Source organism: Otoolea muris, assembly GCF_943193115.1.
Taxonomy (GTDB): Bacteria; Bacillota; Clostridia; order Lachnospirales; family Lachnospiraceae; genus Otoolea; species Otoolea muris.
The window spans coordinates 52,764-68,796 of the sequence record NZ_CALPCY010000014.1 but is presented as its reverse complement, the minus strand read 5'-3'; the positions used below and the strand labels follow the sequence as shown (position 1 = coordinate 68,796).

9 protein-coding genes and 1 pseudogene are annotated in these 16,033 nt (G+C 55.2%); 8 read left to right on the top strand and 2 right to left on the bottom strand.

What is annotated here, in order from left to right; all coding sequences use genetic code 11:
• Positions 1–133: 133 nt before the first annotated feature.
• The 5 genes and pseudogenes from NFS31_RS10765 to NFS31_RS27660 form a co-directional block, all read left to right on the top strand.
• Entirely contained in the window at positions 134–1,399 is a 1,266-nt protein-coding gene (locus NFS31_RS10765) for an efflux RND transporter periplasmic adaptor subunit (RefSeq protein WP_251494700.1), read from the top strand.
• Between the two features lie 16 nt (positions 1,400–1,415).
• Positions 1,416–4,421 (top strand): efflux RND transporter permease subunit, encoded by a 3,006-nt coding sequence (locus NFS31_RS10760; protein WP_251494698.1) that lies wholly within the window; start codon positions 1,416–1,418, stop codon positions 4,419–4,421.
• Positions 4,422–4,463: 42 nt separating this feature from the next.
• Positions 4,464–5,669, top strand: coding sequence for a TolC family protein (locus tag NFS31_RS10755; protein ID WP_251494696.1), 1,206 nt, complete (start codon positions 4,464–4,466; stop codon positions 5,667–5,669).
• A 15-nt stretch (positions 5,670–5,684) separates the two neighbouring features.
• Complete coding sequence (locus NFS31_RS10750) at positions 5,685–6,971, top strand: efflux RND transporter periplasmic adaptor subunit (RefSeq protein ID WP_251494693.1); 1,287 nt, start codon at positions 5,685–5,687, stop codon at positions 6,969–6,971.
• Between the two features lie 15 nt (positions 6,972–6,986).
• Positions 6,987–7,193: pseudogene (locus NFS31_RS27660) on the top strand (AAA family ATPase); the annotation flags it as partial.
• A gap of 257 nt (positions 7,194–7,450) precedes the next feature.
• On the opposite strand, the gene NFS31_RS10740 reads toward NFS31_RS27660, so the two are convergent.
• Positions 7,451–7,936: a hypothetical protein gene (locus NFS31_RS10740; RefSeq protein ID WP_251494690.1), complete on the bottom strand. Its 486-nt coding sequence runs from the start codon at positions 7,934–7,936 to the stop codon at positions 7,451–7,453.
• Positions 7,937–8,423: 487 nt separating this feature from the next.
• Positions 8,424–12,680: an acyl-CoA dehydratase activase-related protein gene (locus NFS31_RS10735; protein WP_251494758.1), complete on the bottom strand. Its 4,257-nt coding sequence runs from the start codon at positions 12,678–12,680 to the stop codon at positions 8,424–8,426.
• Positions 12,681–13,002: 322 nt separating this feature from the next.
• On the opposite strand from NFS31_RS10735, the gene NFS31_RS10730 reads away from it, so the two are divergent.
• The 3 genes from NFS31_RS10730 (at position 13,003) to NFS31_RS10720 (ending at position 15,948) form a co-directional block, all read left to right on the top strand.
• Positions 13,003–13,308, top strand: a complete 306-nt coding sequence (locus tag NFS31_RS10730; RefSeq protein WP_251494687.1) for a hypothetical protein — start codon at positions 13,003–13,005, stop codon at positions 13,306–13,308.
• Entirely contained in the window at positions 13,305–14,639 is a 1,335-nt protein-coding gene (locus NFS31_RS10725) for an MATE family efflux transporter (protein WP_251494684.1), read from the top strand. The genes NFS31_RS10730 and NFS31_RS10725 overlap by 4 nt, the downstream gene beginning before the upstream one ends.
• Before the next feature lie 304 nt (positions 14,640–14,943).
• Positions 14,944–15,948, top strand: a complete 1,005-nt coding sequence (locus NFS31_RS10720; RefSeq protein ID WP_251494681.1) for an Rpn family recombination-promoting nuclease/putative transposase — start codon at positions 14,944–14,946, stop codon at positions 15,946–15,948.
• Positions 15,949–16,033: the final 85 nt, after the last annotated feature.

The following is a 16,033-nucleotide window of genomic DNA, read 5'->3' as shown; positions in this document are numbered from 1 at the left end:
TTCGTTTAAATTCAATTCATATTCAGTTGAATTTCGATTTACACAAAAATGCTATACTTCCCAGGAAATTAAAATAACAGCGGCAGGGCGGTTGGATTTACAGATCTGTCTTTTGCAGAGAGGAATGTGAAGAATGAAAAACAGAGAGTCAGCTTCATGCTGGGATGTGGTGAAACGTCATAAATGGCTTTCGATTGCGGGCCTTCTGGCTGTAGCGGCCGTGGCAGCGGCCGTGGCGGTGAAGGCGGCGGGAGGAAAAGGGGGGCAGGCAGGCGCAGCGCCTCCGGGAAGTATGGGGGGCGGCCAGATGAACCATGTCTCCACGGTCAATGCGGAAAAGCCGCAGCCGGGGACGATTGAGCGGACGACCAGCCTTTCCGGAACGGTGGAGCCGTCGGATGTGGTGTATGTGTACGCAAAGGCCGGCGGCGATGTGACGGCTGTCATGGTAAAGGCAGGGGATACGGTCGCGGCCGGGCAGCTTCTGTGTACGATCGATACGGATCAGGTGGAGAGCGCCAGAAATTCCATGGATTCCGCGGCGGTGAGCCTGTCCGAGGCCCAGAGCACCCTGTCGAGAATGCAGCTTTTGTACCAGGGCGGGGATATCTCGGATCAGGAGTGGGAGCAGTATCAGAACCGGGTGAAGACCGCAAAGCTTCAGTATGACGCGGCGAAGCTGAATTATGACCGGCAGGTGGAGTACAGCTCTGTGACAGCGCCGATCGGGGGCCGGATTGAGACATGCGATATAGAGGCATTTGACAGGGTGAACCAGAATGCGCAGCTCTGCGTGATTTCCGGGGAAGGAGAAAAGCGCGTATCCTTTTATGTGACGGAACGGGTGGTGGCAAAGCTTAAGCAGGGGGATGCGATCACGATCCGGAAGAACGGTGTGGAGTACCAGGGAAGCATCAGTGATGTGAGCACCATGGTAGACGAGACAAACGGCCTTTTTAAAGTAAAGGCAGAGCTTCCGGAGGCGGGGAGTATCGCGACGGGAAGCACCGTAAAGGTGACGGTGGTGTCAGACTGCGCAACGCAGGTGATGACGATCCCTGTGGACGCCGTTTATTATGACAATGGCGTGGGCAATGTGTACCTGTATGAGGACGGGACCGTACATAAACAGCAGGTGGAGGTAGGGCTCTATGATTCGGAGCGCGCCCAGATCCTCTCGGGCCTTACAGGGGAGGAGATGGTGATCAGCACCTGGAGCTCCCAGCTCTATGAGGGGTCTACGGTTAAGCTGAAGGGAGATGCGGACAGCGAAAACGTGCCGGACGGGCAGGGGCAGGCGGAGAAGAGCGCGGCTCCTGAGAGCGGCAGAAAGCCGGACGGCGGCGCTCCGGATGGCAGGCACGGCGGCCAGGGCGGCGCGCCGGGACAGAATCAGTAGGACGGGGGGAAGCGGTATGGGTATTACAAGATATGTGCTCAAGCACCCGGTCACGACGATTATGGGGCTTCTGTGCCTGATTGTGTTCGGTATTTCCTCCGTCTTTTCCGCAAAGCTGGAGCAGATGCCGGAGATGGAAACGCCGATGATGATTATCAGCGCCTCCTATTCGGGCGCGGGCCCGGAGGATGTTGACGAGCTGGTGACGCAGCCGATTGAGGACGCGGTTTCCACTCTTGAGGGCGTGAAGAGCTTAAGCTCCACATCCAGCGACGGCCGTTCCCGGGTCATGCTGGAATACGACTACGGCACAGATATGGATGAGGCGTACGACGAGCTGAAAAAGAAAGTGGACAGCATGCGCGGCCTCCCGGACGACGTGGAGCCGTCCATTATGGAAATGAACATGAATGCCGGCACAAGTATGATGCTTTCCATCAGCCACAGCAAAAAGGAAAATCTCTACGATTACGTGGATCAGACGATTGTGCCGGAGTTTGAGCGGATTTCCTCAGTGGCCAGCGTGGATACCATGGGCGGCTCCTCGAAATATGTCAGGGTGGAGCTGATATCAGAAAAGATGGCGCAGTACAATGTGACCATGAATGACATCACATCCGCTGTCAGCAGTTCCAACCTGGCCTATCCGTCCGGGTCGGCGGTTTCCGGCAATCTGGAGCTCTCGGTCACCACATCCCTGGAGACAGTGCAGGTGGATGAGCTTCGCGACATTCCCATTGCCACGCCCACGGGGGAGCTGATTTCCCTGTGCGATGTGGCGGATATCTATGAGGCAAAGGAGGATCGGGGCGGCGTTTCCCGCTACAACGGACAGGAGACGATCTCCATCTCTATCCAGAAGCAGCAGAGCAGTACGGATATGGAGGTTTCGGAGGCGGTTCACAAGACGATTGAAACTCTGTTGGCCGACGACGCGGATCTGGGTATTGAGGTGGCCAGGGATACATCGGATACGATTCTGGATTCCCTGATTGAGGTGGCCCAGACCATGGTGATGGCGGTCGGGATCTCCATGGTGATCATTTTCCTGTTTTTCGGCGACTATAAGGCGTCTCTGATAGTGGGAAGCTCGATTCCGACGTCAATCCTGCTGTCGCTGATTGCCATGACACAGATGGGATTTTCCCTGAATGTGATTACCATGAGCGCCCTGGTGCTGGGCGTGGGGATGATGGTGGATAACTCGATTGTGGTGCTGGAGAGCTGTTTCAGAGCTACGGCGGACAGCCGCGATAAGGGCGCTCTGGCCTACTCCAGGGCGGCCCTTGAGGGGACGGGGATTGTGTTAAATTCCATCATCGGCTCCACGGTTACCACCTGCGTCGTGTTCCTGCCCCTGGCTTCCATAAGCGGTATGACGGGGCAGATGTTTAAGCCTCTGGGCTATACGGTTGTATTTTGTATGCTGGCATCTCTCATTTCGGCCATGACGATCGTGCCTTTGTGCTATCTGTTCTATAAACCAACAGAAACAGGGCGCGCGCTGATGAATGCGCCGGTGGAACGACTGCAGCGCTTCTACCGCCGGACAATGGATTCGCTTTTAAACCACAGGGCGCTTGTGATGCTGGCTTCGGTGGGCATCCTTGCGGGAACCGTGGTTATGGCTTCAGGCATGGAAACGGAGCTGATGACCTCAGACGATACAGGCACGGTCAGCGTCAGCATCGAGACCAGGCCGGGCCTGCTGACCGAAAAGGTTCACGACGCCTTAAACCAGGCCGAGGCCGTTGTGGCCGCCAGCGATCAGGTGGAATCCTATATGCTGCGGTTTAACAGCGACAGCGGCACGATCACAGCCTACCTGTCCGACAGCCGGACGATGGACACAGAGGATGTGGCGGATCTGTGGCAGAAGGAAATGGACAATATTGAAAACTGCAGCATTGACGTATCGGCCTCAGCTTCCATGAGCTTTATGGGCCGCCAGAGGGGCTATCAGGTGCTCCTGCACGGGACGCAGTATGACGAGCTGAAGGAGACTGCGGACAAAATCGTACAGGAGCTTACGGGGCGCACGGATGTGATTAACGTTCATTCCAGCGTGGAAAATACGGCGCCCATTGTAACAATCAAGGTGGATCCGGTGATGGCAAAGGCATATGGCATGACGGCATCAGGCATCGGTTCCTCTGTCAGGCAGATGTTAAGCGGCGTAGAAGCGACCACACTGACCGTGGACGGGGAGGATTTAAGCGTGCAGGTCGAGTACCCGGAAGGGGAGTACCGTACGGTCAGCCAGGTGGAGGACATCATTCTCACAACGCCAAAGGGCGGTTTTGTGGCGCTCAGCGACGTGGCGGAAGTGATTTACAAGGACAGCCCGTCCTCCATTTCCAAGACGGATAAGGCGTACGAGGTGAGGATCAGCGCGGATTATACGGGCGGCAACGTGAAGGCTTTAGTGGACAGCGAGGTAGTCTCGCCGAATCTCACAGGAACTATCACGCTGGGCACGAACAGCCGCGACCGGATGATGCAGGAGGAATTCAGCTCTCTGTACAGGGCGATTGCCCTGGCGGTATTCCTTGTATTTGTCGTGATGTCCGCCCAGTTTGAGTCGCCGAAGTTCTCATTTATGGTCATGACCACCATCCCCTTCAGCCTGGTGGGGTCGTTCGGCCTTTTAAAGCTGGCGGGCGTGAGCGTCAGCATGACCTCCCTGCTGGGCTTTCTGGTCCTGGTGGGAACCGTGGTCAACAACGGGATCCTGTATGTGGATACTGTCAACCAGTACCGGCAGACCATGGATATGAGAAGCGCCCTGATCGAGGCGGGAGCGACCCGCATCCGGCCGATCCTGATGACCAGCCTGACCACCATTTTGTCCATGATTCCCATGGCCATGGGCATCGGGAGCAGCGGCTCCACCACGCAGGGGCTGGCGGTCGTGGACATTGGGGGCCTCACGGCCGGCGTGGCCGTAGCGCTCTTCATGCTGCCTGTTTACTACGGCCTGCTGAGCCGCAGGCATAAGGAGATCGCGGCGGATGTGGATTAAGATAGGGATGAAAATATAACCAATGAAAGGAGGCAGCCCGTTATGATGAGCCAAAACAAAATCGGAGAGAGGAAGAAATACAGGCGCAGAAAACGATATCTGGCGGCCGCTTTTGGCATTGCCGGCCTTTCGCTGGCAGCCCCCGCGCCGTTTCCGGCCCTGGCAGACAGCCCGCCTTTTGCCTACTCGGAGGAGAAATGGGCTTCCCTGCGGGATAACAGGCTGGAATTTGACGAGATTGCGGATTTGATCCATGAGTATAACAGCACAGTAAAGAAAAATGCGATTGAATACCAGGATTATAAGGGAAAGGACAGCGAGGAGATCGCGCAGGGCTATTACGACACGGCCCAGGATATTTATGACAGTATCGAATACCCGGATTCGGACGAAGAAAACTATGGCGCCCGGCTGGCGGCGGCCCATTCCAGCGAGCGCTCGGCGGATCAGATGATGGAGCGGGGGGATGAAAATACAGCCGATTCAGATACGGTTCTGTGGGGCCATATGAAGACGGAAAAGGGGCTGGTACAGTCCGCCCAGCAGCAGATGATCTCCTACTGGAATGCGGTCGTTTCCCTGCAGATCCGCAGCAGCGCGGCCGAAAAGGCCAGAAAAGACCTGGAGACAGCCCAGACCAGGGCCGCGGCGGGGACAACGTCCCAGACTGATGTTTTAAACGCCCGGGAGGCATTATTGACAGCGCAGGCCGCCGTGACAGAGACTGAGAGCAGCATTGCCTCCATTAAGGAAAATCTCTGCCTGATGCTGGGCTGGCAATACGGGGATGAGGTGGAGATCAGCACGCTCCCGGAACCGGAGGCTTCCATGAGCGCGCGGATTCATCTGGAAGAGGATATCGCAAAGGCGGTAGAAAACAACTACGATCTGAAGATATTAAACCGCCAGGTTAAAAACGCCCGGGTGGGAACCGTACAGAGAAGCTATGAGACGACATTAAAGAGCAGCGAGGAGGCGGTAAAATCCAGCGTGCGCTCCGCCTGGCAGAGCCTTCTCCTCTCAGAAAATCAATATGCCCAGGCAAAGGAGAGCTTTGCCCTGGAGGAACAGAGCATGCAGTCCGCAGAGCGGAAAAAGGCGGCCGGGACCATCAGCGCCAACGCGTACCAGAGCCAGTCCTATTCCTATGCGGCTGCCAGAGCGGAGTTTGACACAGCGGCCCTGTCGCTCCTTACGGCCCAGCTTGCCTATCAGTGGGCTGTGGACGGCCTGGCTTCATCCGTGTGACAGGAGGCGGTTCAATTGAGACGAACGAGACAATCTTTGACACGAATCAGACAATCGCAGAAAGCTTATTTTTGCCGGATTACATGCCGGATCCTGTGCCTGCTCCTGTGCCTGACGTCTGTCCCGGCGTGCCAGGCATGGGCGGCCGGCCCTCTGATCTCAGGAACGGAAACCGAATTTGGCCCGGCAGAAGGGCCGGGGCTTGATGATGAAAACGGGCAGTCTGCTTCATCCGGTGCGGAAGAGACCGCCGGATTTACGGAGGAGAAATTAAACGACTCTGTGATCGAATACAGAGAGCTGGAAGCGCTTATCCGGGCCGGAAACAGCCGGGCGATCAACCAGCAGGCCAGCTATGAAGCCAGCCTGGAAATCTACCAGATCGCTTACGACTCTTTCGCGAGCGCCGGGCGCGATATGCTCGATAAAGCCGATGAGCTGGAGGACGAGGGCGGGGATGCGGCGCTGATCTCCTCCTACGAGCAGAGCGCCGCCATCCTGTCCTCTTCAGCCGGACAGATGAAGCGCAGCATAACCTCTCTAAATTCGCGATCCGACGAGTGGTCCAGGGAACAGGCCATATGGACGCTGGTAAAATCCGCCCAGTCCCTCATGGCCTCCTGCAAGGCTATGGAGGCCCAGGCCAGGAGCGCCGCCGCCCGCGAGGACGCCAGCCAGGCCGCATATGACCGGACGGCCTCCATGAAGGCCGCGGGGCTTGCCACGCAGGAAGAGGTCATGAACGCGGCAAAAAGCCTTCTGGCGGCCCAGATTGCCAGCCAGTCGGCAAATGACAGCGCAGATCGGATGAAACGCCAGCTTCTGATTATGCTGGGAAAGGAAAGCGGAGAGAGCGCGGGCATCAGTTTAGGGGAGATCCCGCGGGCGGCGGCAGAGGAATTGAATGCGATCCATCCGGAGGAGGACAGAAGTCTGGCGGTCATTGCCGACCCCGGCGTAAAATCAGCCAGGAGATCTCAGGCGCAGGGAGATACGCAGAGGAAACTGCGCAGCCAGCAGATTGAGGAGGCAAAGGGGGCGGCAAACCTTACGCTGGATGAGCAGTACCGGGAGATCGCGGCCTTAAGCCTCAAACGGGACGCCGCCGCGGCCGCGTGTGCGGCGGCCGAGAAGGATTACGGCGCGCTAAAGACGAGGTATCAGGCGGGATTGATCAATAAAAGCGAGTATCTTCAGGGCGCAGCGCAGTATTGGCAGACAAAGGCGTCCGGGATTGCGGCGGAGGGAGAGCTTCGGGTGGCGGTGGATGCGTATGGATGGCTTTTGAAGGGGGTGGGATAAGAAAAAAGGGAAGAGGATAATGAGGCTTCTTATTCGTTAAAGGCATTATCCGATTATGTACCGCGCTATTATTATGGAAAAAGAGTGATTATTTTGCTGGATGAATACGATACGCCAATGCAGGAATCCCATGTCAACGGTTACTGGGATGAGATGGTTTTCTTTACCCGAGGGCTGTTTCATGCTTCCTTTAAGACCAACCCTTATCTGGAACGGCAGATAAGGATGAGCCATATTTTTAGCGGCAATAAAAGCCCGGAACCCTCTTTTCCAGAGCGCTTCCGGGCTAAGGAACTGTCCCTGAATAACTTCCCATATTTCTTGTCTTTTTCTCCGACAGCACTGCTCAAAAGTCAGTTACACAGCCCGCTATGCGCCTGATTTTCGAGCAGCACTCCCGAAAAAAAATCCTGCGGATTAATGGGAAGCTATTTCGAGACAGTTCCTAAAAACAATACCGCTATGCAAACAGCAGCGCTTTATTCAGCCGCCTCTTCTTTTATATAGGAGACAAAGCTCTTCTTAATAAGCCTGGCCGCTTCCTCAAAGTCCGGCTGCGCGCCGTCCTCCGCCTCATCGTAGAAATCCTCATAGTAGGACTCAAGGACATACGTCTTATCATTGCAGAAACCCAGAATCGTATATTCCTGCAGCTCCTCTGACTCAATATTCTCATAGCAGGCAATCGTAAAAAGGAGTCCTGATCCATCCGCTTCATAAGCGGCCCGGTCATAAATATCGCACCCATCCTCATACGGAACAAGGACGCACTGACCGTCCCAGTCCTTTGGCATCTTAAAAGAAAAGGACTCTGTAATCACCTTCTGGCTCGTCAGGCGAATCGCCGCCGAATCGCCGGGTTCCACCGAAAAACTAACCATCTGTGCCGAATGCTCCCCTGCCAGGACGTTCATGGACAACATAGCAGTAAACAGCGCCGCACAGAAAAACGTCTTGAAATGCATCGTAAAATAGCCCCCATTTCTATCAGCAAATTCCCGGAAACAACGAGCCGGACAGACATATCTGCCTGCCCGTCCGGCGGCTGCCGCGGGAGTAATTGACTTTAACCAGTCATCTATCCACCCATGCCATACACAAAAGCACGCCTATCCAACGCGCCATAGCCATTCCGCATTGTATAAGAAATAAATAATTCTGATTAGAAATCATTATAACACAAAATGAACGAAATGTCAGCAAAATTTTATTGCGATGCTGATTTTTGATTTTATGCTGCTGATTCGTGACGACAACAACCATTTAGTACGAATCACAGCCCGCCGATTATGTAGCCAGAAACCGTTACTGCATCCATAAAGAACCCGTAGAAAACCGCCGGCGTTTAGCGAGGTCTTTTCGAGCTTAGCGTCCGCTGCGCTTTTCTGCGGGCGGGAGCGGGGTTCTGTTGGATACAGTAACGCTTCCTGGCGGCCTCTCACGATAATACACTTACGATATCTTCGACTCCCCGCCCCCCGCATCGATCTTCTTCTGCGCCGTCGCCAGCATCAGCTTAATCCGGTTGAGCTGATTCACCTCGCTCGCGCCCGGATCATAATCGACTGCAATAATATTCGCCTCAGGATGGCTCCGGCGCAGTTCCTTTATCACGCCCTTGCCCACAATGTGGTTCGGAAGGCACCCAAAAGGCTGTGTGCAGATGATATTCGGTGTTCCGCTGTGAATCAGTTCCAGCATCTCGCCGGTCAAAAACCAGCCCTCGCCGGTCTGGTTGCCCAGCGATACATAGTGGCTGGCCATGGAAGCCAGGTCCTTTATCCTTGCCGGAGGAAGGAAATGCGCGCTGCGCTCCAGCTCCTTTCGGCAGGTGCGGCGGAAATATTCCAGCAGGGCAATCCCCATATTGCACAGATAGGCCGTAGAGCGCTTTCCGCCGAGCTTGTCGGCCTTGAAGTTCTGATTATAGAAGCAGTACAGCAAAAAGTCCAGCAGATCCGGCATCACGGCTTCCGCCCCTTCCGCCTCCAAAAGCTCCACTACATGGTTGTTCGCCAGAGGAGAGAACTTGACCAGAATCTCTCCCACGATTCCCACGCGGGGTTTTACTGTGTTTTTACGGGGCAGCTCGTCGAAATCCCTGATAATACCGCGGATATTGCGGTTAAATTCCTGCATGGACGGCGCGCGCTTGGAAAGGGATTTCATGCACGCCGCTTCCCATTTTTCATGGAGCGCGTTGGCCGAGCCCGGTTTGGCCTCATACGGGCGGGTGGCATAGAGCACGCGCATGAAAATATCGCCGTATACAACGGCCTGCATGGCCTTTGTAAGGAGCGGAAGCGTGATCTTAAAGCCGGGATTCGTCTCCATGCCGTTGGCATTCAAGGAGATCACAGGTATCTGCGGCATGCCGGCACGCTCCAGCGCGCGGCGGATAAAGCCGATGTAGTTGGACGCGCGGCAGCCGCCGCCGGTCTGGCTCATGATGACAGCCGTGTGATGTAAGTCATATTTGCCGGATAAAAGGGCGTCCATGATCTGCCCCACCACAATGAGGGACGGGTAGCAGGCATCGTTGTTGACATATTTTAAACCAGTGTCCACAGCCGAGCGGTCGGAATTATTCAGAACCTCGAGCTTATAGCCAAAGCTCCTTACCGCGGCCTCAATCAGGCCGAAGTGGATGGGAGACATCTGCGGGCACAGGATAGTGTAATCCTTTTTCATCTCCTTTGTAAAGAACACGCGGCTGTACGCGCCGGAAACCACGGGTTTCTTAAAATGGCGCATTTCCCGGACACGGATGGCTGAGATCAGGGAGCGCACGCGGATTCGCGCGGCTCCTAAGTTATTGACTTCGTCGATCTTTAACAGCGTGTAAATCTTGCCGGAGCGGGTCAGAAGGTCGCTCACCTGATCCGTGGTCACCGCGTCGAGCCCGCAGCCAAAGGAGTTGAGCTGGATGAGGTCAAGGTTCGGCTGTGTCTTTACAAAGCAGGCCGCCGCGTAAAGGCGGGAGTGGTACATCCATTGATCCGTGACGATTAAGGGGCGGTCCACATGGCCTAAATGGGCGACAGAGTCCTCGGTCAGTACGGCAAAGCCGTAGGAGGTGATAAGCTCCGGTATGCCGTGGTTGATCTCCGGATCCACATGGTAGGGGCGCCCGGCCAGCACGATTCCGTGATGATGCGTCTCTTCCATCCATTTCAAGACCTCCTCGCCCTTTTTCTTCATATCCTCGCGGGAGGCCATGAGCTCTGTCCAGCCCTTATGGGCAGCGCGGCGGATCTCCGGTTCTGGGATGGAGAACTCCCCCGAGAACTCCTCGGTCAGGCGGGCGGTCAGGACCTCCTCGTTTGTGAATGCCATGAAGGGGTTGGAAAACCGTATCTTCCGGTCCGAAAGGGATTCCACATTGTTTTTAATATTTTCCGCATAGGAAGTCACCATGGGACAGTTGTAGTGGTTGCCCGCGTCCGGCGTCTCGTTGCGCTCATAGGGAACGCAGGGATAAAATATGTAGTCGATTCCCTGCCGGATCAGCCATTCAATATGTCCATGCGCCAGCTTGGCCGGATAGCACTCGGACTCGCTGGGAATGGATTCGATCCCCAGCTCGTAGAGCTGTCTGGTGGACTGGGGCGACAAAACGGTCCGGAAGCCCAGCTCCTTAAAGAAAACGGCCCAGAAGGGGTAATTTTCGTACATATTCAGGACTCTGGGGATTCCCACCGTGCCCCGGGGCGCGAGATCCGCGGTCAGGGGCTCATAGCCGAACATCCGGTTATATTTATACTCAAACAGGTTGGGTACGTCTTTTTTCGTCTTATTCCCGCCCAGTCCCCGCTCGCAGCGGTTGCCGGTCACGAACTGCCGGCCGCCGCCGAAGCGGTTGACGGTCAGGACACAGTGGTTCGTGCAGCCCTGGCAGCGGGCCATGCTGGTCTTGTACGTGAGATTCAAAATCTTATCCATGGGCAGCATGGAGGTAGCCCGCGAGGCGTCGCGCCGCTCCCTGGCAATCAGGGCCGCGCCGTATGCGCCCATGATGCCCGCAATATCCGGGCGGACCGCCTCGCAGCCCGCGATTTTTTCAAAGCTGCGCAGAACGGCGTCATTATAAAAGGTACCGCCCTGAACCACCACATGGCGGCCCAGATCCGAGGCGTTTGTAATCTTAATGACCTTAAACAGGGCGTTCTTGATGACCGAATAGGCGAGCCCTGCGGAGATGTCGGCCACGGACGCGCCCTCCTTCTGGGCCTGCTTGACATTGGAATTCATAAAAACCGTGCAGCGCGTTCCCAGATCCGTGGGATTTTTGGCGAAAAGCGCTTCTTTTGCAAAATCCTCGACACTGTAATTTAACGATCTGGCAAAGGTTTCGATAAAGGAACCGCAGCCCGAGGAGCAGGCTTCATTGAGCTGTACGCTGTCCACCGCGCCGTCCTTGATCTTGATGCACTTCATATCCTGGCCGCCGATATCGAGGATGCAGTCCACCGACGGCTCAAAGGCCGCGGCCGCATAGTAATGGGAAATGGTTTCCACCTCCCCCTCATCCAGTATCAGGGCGGACTTAAGAAGCGCCTCGCCGTAGCCCGTGGAGCAGGACCAGGCGATCCTCGCCTTTGGCGGAAGCTGTTCGTTTATCTCCCTCATGGCGCGGATGGCCGTTGCCAGGGGGCTTCCGTTATTATTGCTGTAGAAGCGGTAGAGCAGCGCGCCGTCCTCGCTGACCAGGGCCGCCTTGGTGGTGGTGGAGCCGGCGTCGATCCCCAAGTAGCAGTCGCCTTCATAGGAGGCCAGATCCGCTTTCTGCACATCATGGCTGCTATGGCGTTCTGTAAATTCGCGGTAATCCTCTGCGCTTTCAAAGAGCGGCTCCATGCGGTTTACCTCAAAATCCATCTTGATTCCGCCCGCGAGACGGTTTACAAGCTCGGCGAGCGGTACCGGGGCCGTGCTCTCTGCGTTCATGGCCGCGCCTATGGCCGCGAACAGATGGGAGTGATCCGGGGCGATTACCTGCTCCTCGCTTAAATTCAGGGTGCGGATAAACGCGGCACGAAGCTCGGAGAGAAAATGAAGCGGCCCTCCGAGAAAGGCCACATTTCCCCGGATCGGTTTTCCGCAGGCCAGGCCGCTGATGGTCTGGTTCACAACCGCCTGGAAAATCGAGGCGGACAGATCCTCCCTGGTCGCCCCCTCATTGATCAGAGGCTGGATATCCGACTTCGCAAACACGCCGCAGCGCGCCGCGATGGGGTAAATAGCCTTGTAATGCTTTGCATATTCATTCAGGCCGGATGCATCCGTCTGTAAAAGAGCGGCCATCTGATCGATAAAAGAGCCGGTCCCGCCGGCGCAGATCCCATTCATCCTCTGATCAATGCCGCCTGTAAAATAAATGATCTTCGCATCCTCGCCGCCGAGTTCAATAGCGACGTCTGTCTGGGGCGCAAAATCCTTTAAAGAGGTAGCGACCGCCACAACCTCCTGCACGAAAGGAATGCCCAGATGCTTTGACAGCGTTAAGCCGCCGGAACCGGTGATCACCGGGGTAACCTCCGTCTCCCCGAGACGGGAGGAAGCTTCGTCCAAAAGATCGGACAGAGTTTCCTGAATATTTGCAAAATGACGTTTGTAGTCGGCGAACATAAGATCGCCGTTTTCATTGATAATTGAAACTTTAACCGTGGTGGAACCGATATCGATTCCGAGTCGTTTACAGGAATTCATGCACAATCGGGCCAAGCCCTATCCCTCCTTCGTATTACACATGTATTCGGGCATAGTGTAACATAGAATAAGGGAGAAAACAATTGATTTAATACGTTAAAAAGGTGTAAAAAAACGGGTTGATTTGTAAATTGTGACGGGAAATGGGGATCCGTGGGGGGGGGGGCCGCCGGGGGGATGAGAAGGGGTAGCAGGCGGAGGGAATCAGGATTGCTTAAGCGTATGTTGTGGGGTATAATGGTGGAGTATGGAGAACATAATTTTTGTTTTCTTTTGGAGGAAGAGGGCAAAACTTTGGGGGAATGGATGGAGGTAGCGGTCAGTGGAGATGGATGTTATAGAAATTCCGATAGGGCGCTCCGGGTTTGCGGATATCCGGAAAAACCAGTATTACTATGTTGATAAAAGCGGGTTGATCAGGAAGATTTTGAGGATGGACGGAAGACAGGTTACGCTCGTTACCCGGTTAAATGAATATTTTGGCTTTACCCGGAGAGAAGAGGACAGGATTTTGCAGGATACAGGTCTGACAGGCTGTCTGATGCGGGTACGGGATGCGCAGTTAAAGGATTCTCTGCCTGAGGGCTGTCTGGCGCGGGTAAAGGAGCGGGGGGAGACAAAGAGATGAATAAAGACTTAACGCACGGCCCGGTGATGCGCTCCATGCTTTTGTTTGCCGTGCCCATGATACTGGGAAATCTGTTACAGCAGTGCTACAACGTGGCCGACACTCTGATCGTGGGGAAATTTCTGGGGACAGACGCCCTGGCCGCCGTGGGCTCTTCCTTCACGCTGATGACGTTTCTGACCTCCATCCTTCTGGGGCTGTGCATGGGCAGCGGGGCCCTGTTTTCCATCCGCTTTGGACAAAGAGACGAGGCGGGGCTTGAGGATAGCGTGCGGGCTTCCTTTGCGCTCATCGCGGCGGCGGCCATATTTCTGAATATCCTGGCCTTTGCCTGTCTGGACTTTATCCGGGTTTTTCTCAGGGCGCCGGATGCGGTCTGGGGCATGATGAGGGCGTATCTGGCCGTGATTTTCAGCGGTATTATGGCTACTTTTTTGTACAATTATGTCGCGTCCTTCCTCAGGGCCGTGGGAAATTCGGTGACGCCGCTTATCTTTCTGGCAGTGTCCGCAGGGTTCAATATTATACTGGATCTGTGGTTTGTGCTGGGGCTTGGACGCGGCGTCAGAGGGGCGGCGGAGGCTACGGTGATTGCCCAGTATGTCTCGGGGATCGGGATTGCACTTTACGCCGTGAGGCAATATCCCCAGCTAAGGGCCATTTTCAGGAGAACGCGCGTGAAGTGGAGCTGTGTGAAGGAGATCGCCGGCTTCTCTATCCTGACGTGCGTCCAGCAGTCGGTGATGAACCTTGGCATCCTGATGGTCCAGGGCCTGGTCAACAGCTTTGGGGCGACGGTCATGGCTGCATTCGCGGCCGCGGTCAAGATTGACGCGTTTGCCTATATGCCGGTGCAGGACTTCGGAAACGCCTTTTCCACCTTTATCGCCCAGAACTACGGCGCGAAAAAACCGGATCGCATCCGCGCGGGGCTGAAAGGCGCTGTGGCGGCGTCCATGGCGTTCTGCGTCGTCGTGTCCGGGCTGGTGTGGATATTTGCCCGCCCGCTGATGGCCTTGTTTATAGAGGCAGGGGAAACGCAGGCCATCCGGGAGGGAGTCCGGTATCTGCGGATTGAAGGGGCTTTTTACTGCGGCATTGGCTGCCTGTTTCTGCTCTATGGCCTGTACCGGGCGCTGGGGAAGCCGGGGATGAGCGTGGTGCTGACGGTGATCTCCCTGGGGACGCGGGTGGCGCTTGCCTATGCGCTGTCATCGGTTCCGGCGTTTGGGGTGGCGGGGATCTGGTGGTCCGTGCCGATCGGCTGGTTTTTGGCGGATCTGGCGGGGATTTCGTATTATGTGTTCTGCAGGAAGGATCTGGTTACATAGACGGGGGGACAGCGGTCACTTGGCTGCTGTTCACACGTCAGCCAACACGAGCTGTTTTTTGTGAGTGCAGCGCAGCAGAAATCACAGACAGCGGGCCCTCTTGGGCCAAACCCGGGGGATAGCAGGGCCAAACTGCGTTTTTTGCATTTTATATGCATCACGGAGCGCGTTACCGGGCACAGACCTGCAAGGGATGAGAACAATAAAAAAGTACCGGAGCTGATCAGATTAACACATCTGAAGGCTGGTCACATGGCTGCCGATCTGGTACAATAAAATATATCAAGGAGGAATAAAGACGGATATGTCAGATTTTTTGATGAAACCCAGGATTGATTTTGCCTTTAAGGAGATCATGATGGATGAACAGGCGCGCATCGGCTTTCTGTCGGCCATGCTCCGGCTGAACCCGGGGGATATCCGGGAAGCGCGGGTGCTGAATACAAGCCTGAGAAAGCTCCATAAGGATGATAAGCAGGGGATCCTGGACGTCCGCATCCTGCTGAACGACGATACGGAGATCGATATCGAGATCCAGCTTTCAGCGCTTTCCGTGTGGGCGGACCGCTCGCTGTTCTATCTGGCAAAAATGTATACGGAACAGATCCATTCAGGCCAGGATTATACGGTTTTTAAAAAATGCGTGGGGATCAGCATCCTTGATTTTGATCTGTTTAAGGGGGAAAGCGAATTCTACTCATGCTTCCACCTGCGGGAGGATACGCGGCGGACGCTGTATACGGATAAACTGGAATTCCACGTGGTGGAGCTGCCAAAGCTTCCAAAGGAGTTAAAAGAGGACAGCGATGAGATCCTGCTGTGGGCGAAATTTATAAACGCAGAGAAAAAGGAGGAATTTGACATGCTGGCGGCAAAGAACCCCTATATCGAAAGGGCTTATGAGAAGCTGCAGGTGATCAGCAGTGACCAGGAGAAACGCCTGGAATATGAAGCGAGGGAAAAGGCGATTCTTGATTACAACCAAATGATGCTGGAGGCCAGGGAAGTCGGCTTAAAAGATGGACTTAAACAGGGGCTTGAACAGGGAATCAAACAGGGATTTAAGCAGGGAATCGAACAGGGAATCGAACAGGGAATCGAACAGGGAATTGAGCGGGGAATTGAGCAGGGAATTGAGCAGGGAATTGAACGGGGAATCGAGCAAGGAATCAAAGCATTTATATTAGACGGATTAGAGGATAATCTGACAAAGGAGAGGATTTTACTCAAAATCGAACGCTCTTTTGACCTGACAAGGGAGCGGGCCGAGCATTACTATAGCCTTTTTTCCGCCGGCAAAGGGCAATAAGACAGGCCGCGTGGACTTTATTCCCGCGCGCAACGAGCCAAGTGGGCATGCTTGCATGCACATTTGGCGACTGCCGCGAGGGTCA